Origin of the sequence: Sinomonas sp. G460-2 (genome assembly GCF_047759905.1) — a bacterium.
Classification (GTDB): Bacteria; Actinomycetota; Actinomycetes; order Actinomycetales; family Micrococcaceae; genus Sinomonas.
In genome coordinates, this window is sequence record NZ_JBKZWT010000058.1 from 1 (window position 1) to 17,205 (window position 17,205).

General features: G+C 67.9%; 16 protein-coding genes. 13 read left to right on the top strand and 3 right to left on the bottom strand.

The annotated features are described in order from the left end of the window. Positions 1–241: 241 nt before the first annotated feature. Positions 242–1,030 carry a MoaF C-terminal domain-containing protein gene (locus ACLN58_RS08260; protein WP_415854787.1) on the top strand — a complete coding sequence of 263 codons (789 nt, stop codon included), beginning with the start codon at positions 242–244 and terminating at the stop codon, positions 1,028–1,030. Positions 1,031–1,273: 243 nt separating this feature from the next. On the opposite strand, the gene ACLN58_RS08265 is transcribed toward ACLN58_RS08260, so the two are convergent. Further along, positions 1,274–2,194 (bottom strand): LysR family transcriptional regulator, encoded by a 921-nt coding sequence (locus tag ACLN58_RS08265; protein WP_415854788.1) that lies wholly within the window; start codon positions 2,192–2,194, stop codon positions 1,274–1,276. Positions 2,195–2,288: 94 nt separating this feature from the next. Between ACLN58_RS08265 and ACLN58_RS08270 the strand changes: the two genes are divergently transcribed. Together ACLN58_RS08270 and ACLN58_RS08275 are read left to right on the top strand one after the other, a co-directional pair. Continuing rightward, entirely contained in the window at positions 2,289–3,308 is a 1,020-nt protein-coding gene (locus ACLN58_RS08270) for an MBL fold metallo-hydrolase (protein ID WP_415854789.1), read from the top strand. Positions 3,309–3,329: 21 nt separating this feature from the next. Continuing rightward, positions 3,330–4,640, top strand: a complete 1,311-nt coding sequence (locus tag ACLN58_RS08275) for an MFS transporter (protein WP_415854790.1) — start codon at positions 3,330–3,332, stop codon at positions 4,638–4,640. Positions 4,641–4,937: 297 nt separating this feature from the next. On the opposite strand, the gene rbsD is transcribed toward ACLN58_RS08275, so the two are convergent. After that, entirely contained in the window at positions 4,938–5,321 is a 384-nt protein-coding gene (gene rbsD, locus ACLN58_RS08280) for a D-ribose pyranase (RefSeq protein WP_415854791.1), read from the bottom strand. Then, positions 5,318–6,301, bottom strand: coding sequence for a ribokinase (locus tag ACLN58_RS08285; protein ID WP_415854792.1), 984 nt, complete (start codon positions 6,299–6,301; stop codon positions 5,318–5,320). The genes rbsD and ACLN58_RS08285 overlap by 4 nt, the downstream gene beginning before the upstream one ends. A 282-nt stretch (positions 6,302–6,583) precedes the next feature. On the opposite strand from ACLN58_RS08285, the gene ACLN58_RS08290 reads away from it, so the two are divergent. The 10 genes from ACLN58_RS08290 to ACLN58_RS08335 all read left to right on the top strand — a co-directional run bounded on the left by ACLN58_RS08290 (position 6,584) and on the right by ACLN58_RS08335 (position 17,123). Continuing rightward, a complete protein-coding gene (locus ACLN58_RS08290; RefSeq protein WP_415854793.1) occupies positions 6,584–7,600 on the top strand; it encodes a zinc-dependent alcohol dehydrogenase family protein in 1,017 nt (338 codons plus the stop codon). 14 nt (positions 7,601–7,614) lie between these two features. Continuing rightward, complete coding sequence (locus ACLN58_RS08295; RefSeq protein WP_415854794.1) at positions 7,615–8,292, top strand: DUF2291 family protein; 678 nt, start codon at positions 7,615–7,617, stop codon at positions 8,290–8,292. Then, positions 8,292–9,848, top strand: coding sequence for a sugar ABC transporter ATP-binding protein (locus tag ACLN58_RS08300; RefSeq protein WP_415854795.1), 1,557 nt, complete (start codon positions 8,292–8,294; stop codon positions 9,846–9,848). The genes ACLN58_RS08295 and ACLN58_RS08300 overlap by 1 nt, the downstream gene beginning before the upstream one ends. 2 nt (positions 9,849–9,850) lie before the next feature. After that, a complete protein-coding gene (locus ACLN58_RS08305; RefSeq protein ID WP_415854796.1) occupies positions 9,851–10,975 on the top strand; it encodes an ABC transporter permease in 1,125 nt (374 codons plus the stop codon). Between the two features lie 76 nt (positions 10,976–11,051). Next, positions 11,052–12,053 (top strand): D-ribose ABC transporter substrate-binding protein, encoded by a 1,002-nt coding sequence (locus ACLN58_RS08310; RefSeq protein ID WP_415854797.1) that lies wholly within the window; start codon positions 11,052–11,054, stop codon positions 12,051–12,053. Positions 12,054–12,118: 65 nt separating this feature from the next. Next, positions 12,119–13,852 (top strand): dihydroxyacetone kinase family protein, encoded by a 1,734-nt coding sequence (locus tag ACLN58_RS08315; protein ID WP_415854798.1) that lies wholly within the window; start codon positions 12,119–12,121, stop codon positions 13,850–13,852. Beyond that, positions 13,845–14,315, top strand: a complete 471-nt coding sequence (locus tag ACLN58_RS08320) for a ribose-5-phosphate isomerase (RefSeq protein WP_415854799.1) — start codon at positions 13,845–13,847, stop codon at positions 14,313–14,315. The genes ACLN58_RS08315 and ACLN58_RS08320 overlap by 8 nt, the downstream gene beginning before the upstream one ends. 21 nt (positions 14,316–14,336) lie before the next feature. Beyond that, a complete protein-coding gene (locus ACLN58_RS08325; protein ID WP_415854800.1) occupies positions 14,337–15,125 on the top strand; it encodes a triose-phosphate isomerase family protein in 789 nt (262 codons plus the stop codon). Positions 15,126–15,159: 34 nt separating this feature from the next. Beyond that, positions 15,160–15,987 carry a DeoR/GlpR family DNA-binding transcription regulator gene (locus ACLN58_RS08330; RefSeq protein WP_415854801.1) on the top strand — a complete coding sequence of 276 codons (828 nt, stop codon included), beginning with the start codon at positions 15,160–15,162 and terminating at the stop codon, positions 15,985–15,987. 23 nt (positions 15,988–16,010) lie between these two features. Continuing rightward, a complete protein-coding gene (locus ACLN58_RS08335) occupies positions 16,011–17,123 on the top strand; it encodes a zinc-binding dehydrogenase (protein WP_415854802.1) in 1,113 nt (370 codons plus the stop codon). Positions 17,124–17,205 lie beyond the last annotated feature (82 nt).

A 17,205-nucleotide genomic window follows, 5' to 3' on the forward strand; every position in this document is an offset into this window, starting at 1 on the left:
CGCCGGGTTCGGCTGTCCGCGCCGACAGGTACGGGCCAGGGCGCCTGACGCGGATCGGACGTGGACGCGCCCACATCAGGCGGCCGTCGTTGCAGCCTTCGACCAATCGGGCGGCAGCGAGCTGAGGCGGGCAGCCACCCGGCTGCCCGTGACAGACCCCAAGAAGACCCAAGAAGAACAGCACGGGCAGCAGACGCGACCCATCCCGGACCGCGATTCCAGACCAACGAAAGGAACCGATTTGACGACCACCCCAGAATTCATCCCCGTCGGCGCACTCGGAGAGGAGTTCGCCTCGGACAGCAACGCCCTCGAAGAGAACGCCGGACTGGGCGGCAGCTCGCTGACCCTGCGGTTCCCCGGCGACCGGGTGCACGAGTGCACCGTGTCCGGCGATTCGACCGTGGCCTGGGATGGCCGGGAGGCCCAGGCACGGGTCACCTCGATCCGCGCCGGGGTGTACCTCCTGGACTTCCTGGTCGGAGGCGCTGTCAAGGAATCGCTCAGCCTTGTCCTCGACACCGCAGGAGGACAGGCGACCCTCGTCGCCGGCTACCTGCCCAACGCAGAGGAGGCCTCCGTCGCCGCCCTCGAAAAGGCCCGCGCCGGATCGGATCTCACGGGAGTGCGCGTCGAGATCCTCCACGGCACGATCGACGGACTCGCAGGCGGCGTGCCGCATGGGCCCACAAAGGACCTGCTCGGGCTCCGGAACCGCTACCGCTACAGCCCCCATGAGGTTTACGAACACATCTACCTCAACCAGGACTTCTACACCTGGCACTGCCTGCAGGGCGCCGAATCCGGCCTCGCCGACACCGACAGATGCCACTACATCAAGATCGCCGACGGGCTGTACCTGTTCGTGTGGCGGGAGAAGATCGTTCCCACCCTGGGAGTCATCCTGATCGACATGGAGCGGCTCAAGACCGACGGCAAGATCCTCGGCTACAGGGGATTCGACTTCGACGACTACGTGAACTTCCGTGTCGGGGCCGTCGTCGACGTCCTGAACGAAACCAGGCACTGACGGCACCTAGAACGTGCTGGGCACCAGGGACCGCGCCCGGCACCGCGTACCTGGCGTGATGATGCTCCCTGTGTCCAGCCCAATCTCGGGACCAGGTTCGCCGCGTGCTGGCCGGCGGGGCAGACCGTCGAGCCGACACCGAACCCTGGCCTTCAGGTGCATGCCCTGCGCCAGCACCGGGACCCCGCGAGTCGACTCCCGCGTCCGAGACGCGGAGTCCGCGGCCGAGCGCCGGCCTCTTGTTCAGGGTCGGCCTTCAGCCGTCGTGGCGGTGGCGAGGCCGCGGGCCGCGTCGATGACGGCGTCGACGCGCCTCGGGCGCCGGGCGCCGGGAGCGACGGCCGCCACGACGCCGTTGGCGGGAACGTCGTCGGCGACGGGCACGAGCGCGACTCCGGACGCCGCGAACAGGTGCTCGACGCCGCGCCACACGTTCGTGACGCTGTAGGCCCGGCCACTCGCCACGAGGCCCCGGATCGTCTCGGCCACAACACTCCGCCAGCGCACCCGCGGCTCGACACCGGCCGACTGGAACATCGCGAGGACGCGCTCGGCACTCGGCGGGACGTCGAAGAGGACGGCGTCCTGGTCCGCGAGGTCGGCGAAGCGCAGCGACCCCGCGCCGGCAAGCGGATGGTCCACGGAGAGCAGGAAATGCGGCCGGGACTCGGCGATCGGCAAGAGGTCGACGCCGGGCACCGACTGGAGCGAGTACACGAACGCCGCGTCGAGCTCACCTCCGGCGACCGCCACCTGAAGCTCCTCGGCCGCTCCCTCGACGAATTCGAGCTCGATATCAGGCCAGCGGCGGCCCAGCTCCGCGATCAGCCGCGGCATGAGCCGCGGGCTGATCGCGATCATGCACCCGACCGTCACCCTCCCCGCCAGCTCCTCAAAGCCTCTGCGGACGGCCCCGGGTATCTCGGACGTCTCGGCGAGAACCCGCCTCGCCCGCACGCCGAGGGCATGTCCCGCGACTGTCGGGACGACCCGCTTGGAGCGCGTGCGCAGGAAGAGGTCCACGCCGAGCGCGCGCTCGAGCTGCCCGACGGCCATCGACGCCGCCGCCTGGGAAATGCTGCTGCGCTTGGCCGCCTCGGTCACGGAACCCGCGTCGAGTACCGCGACGAAGTATTCGAGCTGGCGCAGCGTGAATTCCGGCATAAGCTCTCCTGATCAGGATCCTCAGATTGATTGATTATACAAATGAGGTGGGGCGCACCAGACTGGAATCCTGTCAAGAACCGAAGGAGTTTCCATGGCCTCGCGCCTCGCCCCGCACGTCGTCACCCTCGGCACGGCCGGCGGTCCCCGCTGGTGGGCCGCCGCCGACTCCGGCGAGCGGACGGGAATCGCGACGGCTGTCGTTGTCGGCGACGCGTTCTACCTCGTGGACTGCGGGCAGGGGGCAGGGCGACGGATGGCGCAGGCCGGGCTCGACCTCGCGAACTTCCGGGCCCTGTTCATCACGCACCTGCATTCGGACCACGTCTACGACCTCGCGGGCCTCGGCATATTCGGCCTCTACGCCCTCCAGGACCGCACGGACCCCGTGCGCATCATCGGCCCCGGCAGCCGCGGTGAGCTGCCCCCGGTCTCGCCGCGCGCCGTCGTCGTCCCTACCCCGCTCGCGCCCGCCAACCCGACCCCCGGCACAAAGCGGACGTTCGAGGCGCTCATGGCCGCGCACGCCACGGACCTCAACGACCGCATCCTCGACAGCCTCAAGCCGAGCCCGCTCGACGTCTTCCGCGCCGAGGACATCAGGCTCCCGGACGGGATTGGCTACCACCCCAACGACAACCCCACCCCCGCGATGGCGCCCTTCGAGGTCTACCGCGACGAGCTCGTGACGGTCACCACCATCCTCGTGGAGCACCCACCGATCGCGCCCGCGTACGCGTTCCGCTTCGACACCGCGGAAGGCTCCGTGACGATCTCCGGGGACACGTGCTTCACCCAGAACCTCGTGACGCTCGCGCAGGGCACGGACCTCCTGCTCCACGAAGCGATCGACTTCGAGTGGGTCGAGCAGCTCTACGGCGACAAGACCGACGACGCGTCCCGAGCCGCGCGCGACCACCACTACAAATCGCACACGGGCGTCCGCGGGGCCGCCAAGGCAGCAGAGGCCGCGGGCGCACGCCAGCTCGCCCTGCACCACCTCGTTCCGGGCCACGCGCCAAGCCGAGTCTGGGAGGAGGCGGCCGACCACTTCTCGGGCCGCTTCGTCCTCCCGCGAGACCTCGACACCATCCCCTTCGGCCCTCAGCGCTGAGAGCCACCTACAGGAGACGCCATGACCTCCACCAAGCTCGACGCGAACGCGCAGACCTCGCTCAACACGAAGGACATGCGCCGGATCCTCGGCTCGTCCTTCATCGGAAGCGCGATCGAGTACTACGACTTCATGCTGTACGCGACCGCCGCGTCGCTCGTGTTCGACAAGGTGTTCTTCGCGAACCTCGGCCCCGGCTTCGCGCTCTTCGCCTCGTTCGCGACGCTCGCGGTCGGGTACGTCGCGCGGCCGCTCGGCGGAGTCGTCTTCGGACACTTCGGCGACCGCCTGGGCCGCAAGAGGATGCTCGTGCTCTCGATGCTCATCATGGGCTTCGGCACCGCGGCGATCGGGCTACTGCCGACGACGGCGCAGGCCGGCATCGCCGCACCCATCACCTTGGTCGTGCTGCGGCTCGTTCAGGGCGTCGCCGTGGGCGGGGAATGGGGCGGAGCCGCGCTGATGGCCGTCGAGCATGCGCCGGCGTCCCGGCGCGGATTCGCCGCAGCCTTCGCCAACGCAGGCGGACCGGCCGGCGCGGTCCTCGGGACGCTCGGGCTCTCGCTCTTCGCAGCGGTCTCGGGCAAGGACTTCCTCGTGTGGGGCTGGCGGGTGCCATTCCTGCTCAGCGCTCTGCTCATCGCCGTCGGCCTCGTGATCCGCCTCAAGGTCTCCGAGACGCCCGCCTTCCGGCGGCTCGACGCCGCGGGCGAGCAGCGCAAGACCCCGCTCGTCGACGTGCTCCGCAACCACCCCCGGGCCGTGCTGCTCGGACTTGCCGCAACGACCGCGTTCTACGTGTGCCAGGCCATGACGACGGTGTGGGGCGTTTCCGTCGCCGTCGAGAGCGGCGCCGACAAGAACGGCGTCCTGAACATCAAGGCGGCCGCGGCCGTGCTGACGCTCGTCGTCTGCTTCTACTCGGCGCGGCTGAGCGACCGGATCGGGCGCAGGCGCGTGCTCATCGGGGCCTCCATCCTCGGGGCGGTGCTCGCGTACCCCATGCTGTGGCTCATGACCGACGGAACGCTGTGGGGCTTCGGGCTCGCGATCGTGCTGGGCAACGGGCTCGTGCAGGGCTTCCTCTACGGGCCGATCGCGGCATACGTCGCGGAGCAGTTCCCCACCAGAAACCGGTATACGGGCGCATCCCTCGCCTATCAGGGAGCGGCGATGCTCGGGGCTGGGTTCACGCCGATGATCGTCGCGGGGCTGAGCCTCGCGGGCGGCGGGACCGTGTGGCTCATCGGGGTGTTCTGGGTCGCGATCCTTGCCGCGGCCGCGGTGGCCGTGAGGGCGACGCCCGAGGGCAGGGGCCGCGAACTCGACTGAGCCCCGCGATTGCTTGGCCGAAGAACTGCAGAGGTCACTTCTTGGATCGCAAGGCGCCTGGTGACGAGGCGCACCGCGCCCGTCCTGAACCGGCTCGAGCCCGTCGACGGCGATGTCAGATGGACCTGTTGGTGCTGGGCCCGTCGAGCCAGGGCGGCCGGACGTGCTCCTTGACCCGCATCAGGGTCGGCATCGGCCCCGCGCCCGCCAGTGCGGTGACACACACTGTCCGATCTGTCCGTCCATGTACGCCAACCTACCGGAGCCGACGGCTCAGACCCGTCCTGGACCGACCTGCTAGAAGGGGACTCCGCATCGAAGCGCGACATTGGCGTACGGCGTCGCCTCGCCGGAACGCACGATCAGCTTGGCCCTCGGCGTGAGCAGTTTGAACTCTTCGTGCGGCACCGATTCGACGGCGCCGATGCGGCTGCGGACCCATTCGTCGGGCTTGGTCCCCAGGCACTCGCTCGCCACCACGCAGGAATCGACGACGAGTTCGCCGAGCACGGCGTCGAGCACCTGGGCGAAGTCGGGGACACCCATGGTGAGGGCGAGATCGACGATGGGGGCGCCCAGCGGCAGGGGGAGGCCGCAGTCGGCGATGACGACGAGATCTCCGTGGCCCAGGCGCGCCAGACCGGCGTTGAGATCCGGGTTCAGGATTCCGTGCTTCTTCACGAAGTTCCTCCGGGGAGTCGGTCGGTTGTGTACGGGTAGGACGACTGGGCGCCGGGGCGTTGCACAGCAAAGGCGCCGACGCGGACGGCCAGTCTCACGGCGTCCTCGAGGGAATCGCCCTCGGCGATTCGGGCGCTGAGCGCGCCCACGAAGGCATCTCCAGCCCCGGTGGTGTCGAGGGCATCGACCGGGGGAGCCTCAACGCCGACGAGGGAGGTCCCTTGGGACACGAGCGCGCCCCGGGCTCCTCGGGTCATGACCACCGACCGGATTCCCTGGCCGACGAGAGCCGCTACCACCGATTCGTCCGCTGCCGGGCCCTCGCCGCCCGAGGCCCCCAGCATCTCCAGGGCGAGCCGCCCCTCATGCTCGTTGACGATCAGCGGGTCTCCCCGGCGAAGCACGGCCGGGTCGAGCGGAATGACGGGAGCGAGGTTCAGCACGAGCCTTGCCGGGCTTGCCTGCGCCGCGGCGGCAGCCGCCTCCGCGGGCACCTCGCCCTGTAGCACGAGTACCGCCGCGTCGTCCAGGAGATCCCGGTGCTGGAGCACCATCGCTCGATCGACCCGCGCGTTGGCGCCTCGGGAGACAATGATCGAGTTTTCGCCATTGCGGTCGACGGCGACGAACGCCATGCCGGTCTCCCCCGGGACCACGGCGACGCCGCCGACGTCCACGCCGGCTTCGCGCAGGCCCATGAGGGCAAGGCTCGCATATGCGTCTTGGCCCACAGCGCCTATGAACGCGACTCTCGCCCCGAGCCTCGCCGCGGCGACGGCTTGATTCGCCCCTTTTCCTCCAGCCTGTGCCGTCGAAGAGTTGGCCAAGACTGTTTGCCCCGGCAGGGGGAGGGAATCGACGGCGAGCAGGATGTCCGTGTTGACCGAGCCGACGACGGCGACGAGCGGCTTCCGCGTCGCCTTCCCGGCGTCCGATGTGGGCGGTTCGTGTGATCTTGAGGCGTCATCGGTCGTTGTCACGTGAAATGTTATATCAGGTCGGGCAGGGATCGTCGAGAATCTTCTCGAGTAGAAGCGCCTTTGGTCGGGTTTCTGAGGGAATCATTGGATGCTTACGTGACGTCTTGACAGTGGTTGGGATCACATATACTTTGGGTTTGTAACGCAAACTGGCCACAAAATAACAGACAGCTAACACGAAGAGGTCGGCTGCACATCAGGCCAGGGGTTCCCACCAATCGATCGAGCACGACAGCAAGGGCCACTGCCGCCCTGCTGAGCCTGACAGGAGCGTCGACGCAGATGCGCGCAATTGTTTTCGAAGAGCCGGGGAAGCTCGCACTAACGGAGCTGCCCGATCCCACTCCGGGTCCGAAGGAGGTGGTCATCGAGGTTGCGGCCGTGGGCATCTGCGGCACGGACACCCACGTGTTCGACGGCGAGTTCGAGGGCACCGTCTTTCCCCTGATCCCGGGCCATGAGGCTTCCGGCACGGTCGTCGCCGTCGGCTCGGAGGCGACCAAGTTCGCGGTCGGCGACCACGTAGCCGTCAACCCCAGCACGACCTGCGGCGAGTGCGAATTCTGCCTCAACGGCAAGGGCAACTTGTGCCGCGAGTGGAACGGCCTTGGCGTGGTCGCGAGCGACGGCGCGGCGGCCCAGTACCTCAAGGCACCCGTGGGCAACGTGTACAAGCTGCGGCCGGAGACGGACCTCCACCAGGCCGCGCTCATCGAGCCGCTCGCCTGCGCGATCCGAGGCTACGACATCCTGCCGCGCAAGATGGGCGAGCACTACTTGGTCTACGGCTCCGGGACCATGGGCCTCCTCATGGCCCAGCTCGCCCCGCGCGCGGGGGCCGCGAGCGTCACGATCGTGGACCTCAACGAGAAGCGGCTCGAGGCCGCCCGCGAAGTGGGCATCGAAAACGTGCTCGGGAGTGCGAACGACGCCGACCGCGACCAGTGGGACGTCGTGATCGACTGCACGGGCGTGATCCGGGCGATCGAGGACGGGCTGCCCCGCGTCAAGGCCGGGGGCACCTTCCAGCACTTCGGCGTCGCGCCGGCCGAAGCCAAGGCCAACTACTCGCCGTTCCGGGTCTACCGGGACGAACTGAACATCGTGGGCACCATGGCCGTCCTGAACACGTTCGGCCGCGCGGTCGAGATGTTCGAGGCCGGTGCCATCGAGAGCCGGCCGATGATCAGCCACGCGTTCGCCCTCGACGACTACAGCGAAGCGCTCGACATGTTCCGCAAGGGCACGGGCCGCAAGCTGCAGATCCGGCCGAACGCCACCGAGTCCATAGTCCTCTGAGCTGAAGGGTGGAGATGTTGAACGCCGCAGCTGCGCCTCCGCGCACGCCCCAGGGCAGATCCCCGAGGATCGAGCCGAAGAAGCTCGTCATCCCCGCGATCCTGCTCGTCCTGCTCGTGCTGATGATCGCCAACACGAAATTCCTCTTCGGCAGCCAGGCCACGGAAGCGGCGCCGGGCACCTTCAGCCCCGCCTCCTACGCCCAGGAGAAGTACCAGTCGGAGATCTCACCCGACATCGAGAAGCGGGCCACGGACCTGACCACGGTGGCCACGGCCATCAAGGCCGATCAGGCCGCGGCCGCGAAGCAGTACGGCGTGGTCTCCGGATCGTCCGCGCCGGTCTTCTCGGTGAAGTTCACCGGCACGGCGGCCAAGCCGCTGGACAGCGGCCTCGTACAGGTCGCGGTTCCAGGCCTGCCCGCTGATGTCAAGGTCTTTGTGCAGGTCGGCCCCGCGGTCAACGGCACGGCTATCCGCGATGCCACGGGCAAGGTCGAGTTCTCGCAGTTCAAGAACCAGATCGACTACCAGAACGTCGGTGCCGAGCTCAACAACCAGGTCAAGCAGCTCGTCCTGAAGAACGTGGACAAGGCGACCCTCGAGGGCAAGCAGCTCTCGGTGGTGGGCGCGTTCCAGCTGGTGAGCCCGACGTCGTTCGTCGTCACCCCCGTGAAGATCGATGTGAAGTGATGAGCGCCGAAAACGCCACCCTCACGGGCAACGCCATCCTCCAGGCCCACAACGTCACAAAGCGCTACGGCGGCACGCACGCCCTCAAGGGCGTCGACTTCGAGGTGCTCGTGGGAAGGGTCGTGGGCCTCTTCGGGGAGAACGGGGCCGGCAAGTCCACCCTCATGAAGATCCTCTCCGGCATCGAGAGCCCGACGACGGGAAGCCTCGAACTGCGCGGAGAGCCGGTGGAATTCGCCAACACGGTCGAGGCTCGTGACCGAGGGATCTCGATCATCCACCAGGAGCTCAGCCTCTGCCCCAACCTCAGCGTCCGGGACAACATCTTCATGGGACGCGAAATCCTCACCAAGGCCGGTTCTGTTGACTACAAGGCCGAGTCCGAGGTGGTCGAGCGGCTCATGGAGCGGCTCGAGGAGCGCATCCACCCCGAGACGCTCGTAGCCGATCTCCGCCTCGGCCAGCAGCAGATCGTCGAGATCGCCCGCGCGCTCTCCACCGAGGCCCGGATTCTCATCATGGACGAGCCGACGTCGGCCCTGAGCGCCGCGGAGGTCGAGGTTCTCTTCAAGGTCATCCGTGACCTCACGTCCGACGGCGTGTCGATCGTCTACATCTCGCACCACCTCGAAGAGGCGATGGAGATCTGCGACCACGCGGTGGTGCTGCGGGACGGCGAGATCGTGGCTCAGGCGGAGACGAAGGATGTCAGCCTCGACTGGATCGTCGGCAACATGGTCGGGCGGAACTTCGACCTCGGCAGCCCGCCGGACGTCGAGTTCGGAGAGACCGCCCTGGAGATCGACGGCGTCAAGGTCGCCGATCCCGCCAATCCCGAGCGGCTCGCCGTGAATGGCATCTCCATCAACGTCCGTGCGGGCGAGATCGTGTGCATCTACGGGCTCATGGGCGCCGGGCGCACGGAGCTGCTCGAGGCGGCTGCGGGCCGCGGGCCCCTGGTCGGCGGCCGCATCACCGTGCATGGCCGGGACCTTGCGGGCATGACCATCGCCGAACGCATCAAGTGGGGCCTCACGCTCGTCCCCGAGGACCGGCAGCGTGACGGCCTCGTCCAGACCATGTCCGTGGGCAGGAACCTCTCCCTCGCGAGCATCGGGAGCTTCGTCAAGGGCGTCCTCATGTCTCCCTCGGCCGAGGGGAAGCTTGTGCGGCAGGGCATCCAGGACGTCCGCGTGAAGACCGCGGGCCCGTGGGCATCGATCGGTTCCCTCAGCGGCGGCAACCAGCAGAAGGTCGTGATCGGCAAGATGCTCGCCACGAACCCCAAAGTCATCCTGCTCGACGAACCGAGCCGCGGGATCGACATCGGTGCGAAGACCGAAGTCTTCAACCTCCTGAGCGAGCTCGCCGGGAAGGGCCTCGCGGTCCTCTACTCGACCTCCGAGGTCAACGAATGCTTCGGCGTCGCCAACCGGGTAATCGTCATGAGCAAGGGCAGGATCTCCGCCGAGTTCGACGCCACGACCGCCACCAAAGAGCAGGTCATGGCGGCGTCCGGAGAATCCGCCACCGCATCCACCACGAACGGACACTAGACATGAGCACCAAGTCAGCTCCCGCGGGCATCTCGAAGTCCGCCCGTTTCAGCGGCGGCCTGGACATCCCCCGGCTGCTCCTCGAAGGCCGGGCCTTCATCGCCCTGATCGTGATCGTCGTGGCCTTCTCCATCCTTTCGCCCAACTACTTCACGGTCGAGAACCTCCTCACCATGTCCTCCCACGTCGCGATCTTCGCGATCCTGGCGGTCGGGATGCTCATGGTCATCCTCAACGGAGGCATCGACCTCTCCGTCGGATCAACCGTCGGCCTCTCCGGGGTCATCGCGGGCTTCCTGCTGCAGGGCGTGAAGATCCCGGCCATCGGAATCGCGTTCTACCCCGCGGCGTGGGTGAGCGTCATCGTCGCCGTTGCGGTGGGCGCGCTCGTCGGCTGGATCAACGGCGCGCTCGTCTCGCGTTTCGGAGTGGCCCCCTTCGTCGCCACGCTGGGCACCCTCTACGTGGTGCGGGGTGCCGCGCTCCTCATCACGGGCGGCCTCACCTACCCCAACCTCCGCGGCGAGGCAGCGCTCGGCAACACCGGGTTCGACTGGTTCGGCTTCAACAGGATCCTCGGCATCCCGATCGGGGTCCTGTTCATGATCGTCATCGCGGCGGTCGCGGCCGTAGTCCTGAGCCGGAGCCCGTTCGGCCGCTGGCTCTACGCCTCCGGCGGCAACGAGCGCGCTGCCGAGCTCTCCGGCATCCCGGTGAAGAAGGTCAAGGTCCGCATCTACGTCATCTCGGGCATCTGCGCCGCGATCGCCGGCGTGATCGTTTCCTCCGAGCTGACCTCGGCGAACCCGACGTCGGGCAACTCCTTCGAGCTCACGGCGATCGCCGCCGTCGTCATCGGCGGAGCCGCGCTCTCCGGAGGGCGCGGCAACATCCGCGGCGTGCTCCTGGGCGCGTTCGTCATCGGCTTCCTCTCGGACGGACTCGTGATCGTCGGGGTCTCCGAGTACTGGCAGATGGTCTTCAAGGGCGCCGTCATCGTCGTCGCGGTCATGCTCAACCGCATCGAGCGCCGCTCGAAGCGCGTCAAGGCGACCACGCCCCCTGGCGGCCAGAGCACGGATCCCAGCAAGGGCGTCAAGAGCGCAACCGCCTCGTCTCCCGCCTAGCCACCACGCCTCACCCTTCACCAAGTCACCACCCTTCATCAAGTCGCCAACCCTTACCAAGAACACCGATAGCTCCATGAAAGGGATCACTATGTTCCGCAAGGCTGCAGTCGCCGTCGTCGCCGGCGTGGCCATCTTCGCCCTCTCCGCATGCGGAGGCTCCTCAGGCCAGAGCTCAGGCGGCTCGGCCTCCGGGGGCTCGGGCAACAAGCTCCTCACCGTGATCGTCAACGACCCTGCCAACCCGTACTGGAGCACCGAGGGTTCGGCTGCCAAAGCCGAGGGCGAGAAGCTCGGCTACCAGGTCACCGTGACGAGCCACAAGGGCGATACGAAGACTGAGAGCGATCTCATCGACGCCGCCATCACGAACAAGTCGGCGGCGATCCTCCTCGACCCGGCGAACGCGGACGGCTCCGTCGGCGCCGTCCAGAAGGCCGTCAACGCCGGCATCCCGGTCTTCACCATCAATGCCGAGATCAACCAGCAGGGCCTCGCCAAGGGCCAGCTCGTCTCGAACAACGCCCAGGGCGCAGCGCTCGGCGCCCAGGAATTCGTCAAGGCCATGGGCAGCAAGGGCAAGTACGTCGAGCTCAAGGGAGCTCCCTCGGACAACAACGCGGCGACGCGGTCCAACGGCTACGCGACGGTCCTCTCACAGGTTCCCGACCTGCAGCTCGTGGCCTCCGAGGTGGCGAACTGGGACCAGAAGCAGGGCCACGACAAGATGCAGACCATGCTCCAGGCCCACCCGGACATCCAGGGCGTGCTCGCAGGCAACGACCAGATGGCCCTCGGCGCCATAGCGGCCCTCAAGGAGGCCGGCAAGCTCGCAACCGTCAAGGTCGGCGGCTTCGACGGCGCCCCGGACGCCGCCGACTCCGTGAAGGCAGGCGAGCTCGCCTACACCGTCCTGCAGCCGGTCGTCTCCTTCGCGAAGAAGGCCGTAGACGAGGCCGACTCGCTCATCAAGAACGGCAAGACGGGCGCAGACACGGAGAAGCAGGCCTTCGACTGCACGCTCGTGAACAAGGACAACATCGCCAAGTACACGGGCCCCTTCACCCTCTCGCAGTAACCGCCTCGCCGTGGGCCGTCGGTGACGAGGACCGGCGGCCCACCCTGGTCAAGGAGACCGTCCTCATGGCTTATCTCTTCAACGATCCGTCGGACTTCGCCGACGAACTGACCGCCGGATTCATCGCCGCCTACCCGCGCTGGGTCCGAAAGGTCCCGGGCGGAGTAGCGCGTTCGACGGCGTCTAAGCCCGGCACCGTCGCCGTCATCATCGGCGGCGGCTCGGGGCACTACCCGGCCTTCGCCGGGCTGGTCGGGCCGGGACTTGCGCACGGCGCGGCGATGGGGAACATCTTCGCCTCGCCCTCGGCCCAGCAGGTCTACTCAGTGGCGAAGGCCGCCGAATCCGGCGGCGGCGTCCTCCTCACGTACGGCAACTACGCCGGGGACGTCCTCAACTTCAACCAGGCCCAGGACCGGCTCAACGGCGAGGGCATCCGCACCGCCACAGTGGCCGTCACCGACGACATCTCCAGCGCACGTGCCGACGAGGCCCACAAGCGCCGCGGCATCGCGGGCGACCTCGCGGTCTTCAAGGTGGCCGGCGCGGCGGCGGACGAAGGACGCATCCTCGACGAGGTCGTCGACGTGGCCTCACGCGCCAACAGCCGGACCCGCTCGTTCGGCATCGCCTTCTCCGGCTGCACGCTCCCTGGGTCTGCCGAGCCCCTCTTCACCATTCCCGAGGGGAAGATGGCGGTCGGGATGGGGATCCACGGCGAGCCGGGTATCGGCGAAGAAGATCTCCCCAGCGCCGATCAGGCCGCCGAACTGCTGGTCCGCTGGCTGCTCTCCGAAGCGGCCGATGGCCCCGAGGGAAGCCGCGTGGCGCTCATCCTCAACGGGCTGGGCTCGGTCAAATCCGAAGAACTCTTCGTCGTCTACAAGCGGGTCGCGGAGCTCCTCGATGAAGCTGGAGTGACCATCGTCGAACCCGAGATCGGCGAGATGGTCACGAGCTTCCAGATGGCCGGCATCTCGCTCACCCTCATGTGGCTCGACGGGGACCTCGAACGCTACTGGAAGGCCGCCGCGAGCACCCCGGCGTTTCGGAAGGGCGCGGTCGAAGAAACGGACGACGGCGCGTGGGCGCCAGAGCGCTCGCTGGGCACCGAGGACGAGCTCCCGACCTCGACAGCGGAATCCCGGTCCGCGGCCGCCGTCGTCCAGGAACTGCTCGAGGCGGTGCGCGAGGTGATCGATGCGAACGTCGATGATCTCGGACGGCTCGATTCCATCGCCGGCGACGGAGACCACGGGATCGGCATGCAGCGCGGCGCGACCGCCGCGGCGAAGGCCGGCCGGGAAGCCGTGGGCCGAGGCGCCGGTGCGGGAACCCTGCTTTCGCGCGCGGGCGACGCCTGGGCCGACAAGGCCGGAGGCACCTCCGGGGCCCTCTGGGGAATGCTGCTGGCCACCATCGGTGGCCGCCTCGGGGACCAGGAGCGGCCCACCGCCGAAGCGGTGTCCCGGGGCGTGAGCGACGGTGCCGCCAAGATCATGGAGTTCGGCAAGGCCCAGCTCGGCGACAAGACTCTCGTAGACACACTCGTCCCTTTCGCGGTCGCGCTCGAGAAGGCCGTGGCCAGGGGGAGCTCGCTCGCCGAGGCCTGGGCGGCCGCAGGAGAAGTTGCAAGGGCCTCGGCGGAAGCCACCGCCACCCTGGTCCCGAAGATGGGCCGAGCCCGGCCGCTCGCCGAGAAGAGCCTCGGCACGCCGGATCCCGGCGCGATGTCCATGGCCATGATCATCAGCACCGTCGGTACACGCATCAGCGCAAAGGAGAAAATCAGTGACTGAGAAGCTGCGCATCGTCGTGGGAAGCGACGATGCCGGACTGGCCTACAAGGACATCCTCAAGAAGGACCTCGAGGGAAACGACCTCGTCGAATCGGTCATCGACGTGGGCGTCGACGTGGACGGGAAGACCCCGTACCCCACCATTGCCATCGGCGCTGCCGAACTCATTGCGGCGGGGAAGGCGGACCGCGCCCTCCTGGTCTGCGGCACGGGCCTTGGCGTCGCGATCGCCGCCAACAAGGTCGAGGGGATCCGGGCCGTCACGGCTCACGACAGCTACTCGGTCGAGCGCTCCGTGCTGAGCAACAACGCCCAGGTCCTGACCTTCGGCCAGCGGGTGATCGGCTTGGAACTCGCCCGCAGGCTCGCCCGGGAATGGCTGACCTACCGGTTCGACGAGTCATCGCCGTCCGCCGCCAAGGTCCAGCTCATGAACGACTACGAGGCCGATCGCGGTGCCTGAGAAGCTGCCGGTGGTGGTCCCATGGCCCCGGACCTGACGAACGGACGCCCCCGGCCAGCCCTGCTCGGCATCAGCCTCAAGCTCTACTTCGGCCACCTGCAGACACTTGACTGGTGCCGGCAGGTCGCAGAGCTCGCCACCACACATCCGGCGATCCAGCGCGGAGCCGTCTCGCTGTTCATCATGCCGAGCTTCCCGTCTCTGGCGCACGTCGAGGGCATCTTCGAGGGAACTCCCGTGAAGACCGGAGCGCAGGACCTCCACTGGGATGATTGGGGGGCCTACACAGGCGAAGTCAGCGGGACGAGCCTCCGGGAAGTGGGATGCACCTACGTGGAGGTCGGGCACGCGGAGCGCCGCCGCCTGTTCGGCGAGACGGACGAGGTCATCAAGGCCAAGACGCAGGCGGCCTTCAGGAACGGTCTGGTCCCCGTCATCTGTGTGGGTGAGACCGAGGAAGGGCCCGCGGACACCGCGGCTGAAGCGTGCGTGGAGCAGCTGGCCGCAGCCCTGGCCGACTCCGTGGCGGGAGAAGGGAGCATCGTCGTCGCCTATGAGCCCGTGTGGGCCATCGGTGCCGAAGCTCCTGCGGATGCCGGACATATCCTGCCCGTGACACGGCGCCTCCGGCAGTGGCTTGCTTCCGATGGCCGCTACCCTCAAGGATCGGTGATCTACGGCGGAAGCGCCGGGCCAGGCCTCCTGACCCGGCTCGCAGAAGGAGTCGACGGGCTGTTCCTGGGACGCTTTGCGCACGAGGTGAACGCCTTGTCTGCGGTCATCGACGAAGCGGCCGAGGCGTTCGTGTAACTGCACAGAAGATCATCATCAGGAGGGAGCCACGATGGACGAGGGAATCGGCTCGCCGGGCCGTTCGACCCGGCAGCAGGAGCGCCAACGGGCCATATCCGAAATGGTCATGGCGGAGGGGGCAGTACGCATCGACCAGCTGGCGGAGCGATTCGGCACGAGCCAGATGACCATCCACCGGGATCTCGACGAACTCGAGGCCCGGGGGCTGGTACGGAAGTCCAGGGGTGTGGCGACGGCGCTCTCCTCGAGTCTGGTCGAATCGAGCGACGTCTACCGCACCGGCCAGCAGCAGGAAGAGAAGGCGGACATCGCCAGAGCGGCGCTCGACTTCATCGAGGCGGGCCAGGCCGTGTTCGTCGACGATTCCACGACCGTCCTCCAGCTGACCAAGCTGCTCGGAAGCAGAACGCCACTGACCGTCCTGACCAACGTGCTGACCATCATGGAGGAGCTCAAGGACACCCGCGGCATCTCGCTCGTGGCCATCGGGGGCGCCTACTTCAACTGGTGCAGCGCGTTCATGGGCAGCATGACCACAGACGCCATCAGGAAGCTCCGCGCGGACGTCTTCGTGATGTCCACGGCGGCGATCATCGATGACGTCTGCTTCTTCCAGAACCAGGCCACGGTCGAGGTCAAGCGGGCCATGTTCGAGAGCTCGGCCACGCGGATCCTCCTCGCAGACCACACAAAATTCACCAAACGGGCACTCTACGCCTTGGCGCCCCTTGCCGAATTCGATGCCGTCATCGTGGACGCCAAGACCAGCCAGGAGGACATCCGGCGGCTCAGCTCCCGCGGTGTCAATGTCGTCGTCGCCCGTCCCCAGAGCCTGCACCCGCAGCAATCCGCCGGGTGAGCCCGAACGAACAGGAGCAACCAGTGACCAGCCTTGCCCAGGGAGCGAGCACCGAAGCCGCCCTGCCCACCGCCATGCGCGCCGTCGTCTGCAATGGGCCCAACGACTACCGGCTCGAGGAGCGCCCAGTCCCCACGCCCGGCCCGGACGAGCTGCTGATGAAGGTCGAGGCCGTGGGCGTCTGCGCGAGCGACGTCAAGTGCTATCACGGCGCCGCCAAGTTCTGGGGCGACGAGCATCGGCCGGCGTACACGCAGAAGGGGATCACGCCGGGACACGAGTTCGTCGGGATCGTCGTGGCCGGGGGCGACGCCGCCCTCGAGCGCCGCGGGGTCTCGATCGGCACGCGGATCGTGTGCGAGCAGATCGTGCCGTGCGGGGAATGCCGGTTCTGCCAGCGCGGCCAGTACTGGATGTGCGCGCCCCACGAGATGTTCGGCTTCCGCGGGTTCGACGGCGCGATGGCCGACTACGTTCTGGTGTCCGCGAGGGCGCGCACCCACGTGGCCCCGGCGGACCTCCCGGCGCACCACGCGGCGTTCGCCGAGCCCCTCTCGTGCGCCCTGCACGCCGTGGAGCGGGCCGGCATCCAGTTCGAGGACGTCGCGGTGGTGGCCGGCTGCGGCCCGATCGGCCTGGGAATGATCGCCGGAGCCCGCGCGAAGAACCCGATGACGGTCGTCGCGCTCGACATGTCGGATGAGAAGCTCGCGCTCGCGCGAAAGTGCGGCGCGGACGTGACCATCAACATCGCGTCCGAGGACGCGATCCAGCGAGTCAGGGACCTGACCGACGGGTACGGCGCAGACGTCTACCTCGAGGCCACTGGCCACCCCTCGGCGGTGTCGCAGGGCCTGAACATCCTGCGCAAGCTCGGGACGTACGTCGAGTACTCGGTGTTCCGGTCCGAGGCGACCGTCGACTGGTCGATCATCGGCGACGACAAGGAGCTCAACGTCCTCGGCGCCCACCTCGGGCCACACTGCTGGCCAGCCGCGCTCAAGCTGCTCCAGGACGGAAAGCTGCCCATGGCGGAAATCTGCAGCCACCAGTTCCCGCTCGAGCAGTTCCTGGACGCGATCAGCCTCGTGGGCAATCCTGTGGGCGGCTCGGTGAAGGTCTCCATCCTGCTCTGAGCGTGAGCGCCCGCACGCAGGGCAGCCCCATGCCCCGTGCCACCCCACCCGAGAAGAAGCCGCAACCGAAGGAGGACAGGCC